We start from the raw sequence: 541 nt of genomic DNA, 5'->3' as shown, positions 1-541 counted from the left end.
TGGTCATCAGTGATTGAGCTGCTGACTCAGTGAGTGGCGGGCGTTTTGGCCTATCGTCTTTCTCGTATCGATTACGATAAAGTGAAGGGTTGATCCGAACGTCGACACTTATCAATTTTGCATAACCTAGTGTGCGCAGTTTGTTTAAGATCATTAGACGATCGTAGTCGATCTTCATTTTGATGGCCGCGCTAGATACGTCTATCAGAAGGTGGCCATTGCGAATATTTGCAACTCGGCAATGATCTGCCGTCCCTTTTGGTAAAATTGTTTGTAGAGCTTGGTTAAGCTGCAAGATTTCTCCGGCATGTTCTTGAATTTGCTTAAATTGAGACTCAGCAATTACATCCTCTGTCGAGGTTGGTCGATGATCACGCATAGGTAAAATCTAATTTTGTTGAGATATGACTATTCTAGAGCAGCTTTCTCACTAGGTATAGTTTACATTAACGTCTTTAGCCTCTGTTTTACAATGGAGATGGATTGAACGTGGTAAAGTCCTGTTTTTGCCAAGTTTCGTCGTGTAGCAGCTAATAATATT

General features: G+C 41.6%; 1 protein-coding gene. It reads right to left on the bottom strand.

All coding sequences use genetic code 11. The annotated features are described in order from the left end of the window. On the bottom strand, positions 1 to 379 hold a 379-nt coding region (locus R7Z47_RS26510; protein WP_318130980.1), incomplete at its 3' end, for a DUF721 domain-containing protein. Positions 380 to 541: the final 162 nt, after the last annotated feature.

Source organism: Vibrio sp. 1641 (assembly GCF_033339995.1).
GTDB classification, from domain to species: domain Bacteria; phylum Pseudomonadota; class Gammaproteobacteria; order Enterobacterales; family Vibrionaceae; genus Vibrio; species Vibrio alginolyticus.
This window is presented reverse-complemented; position numbering and strand designations above follow the sequence as displayed.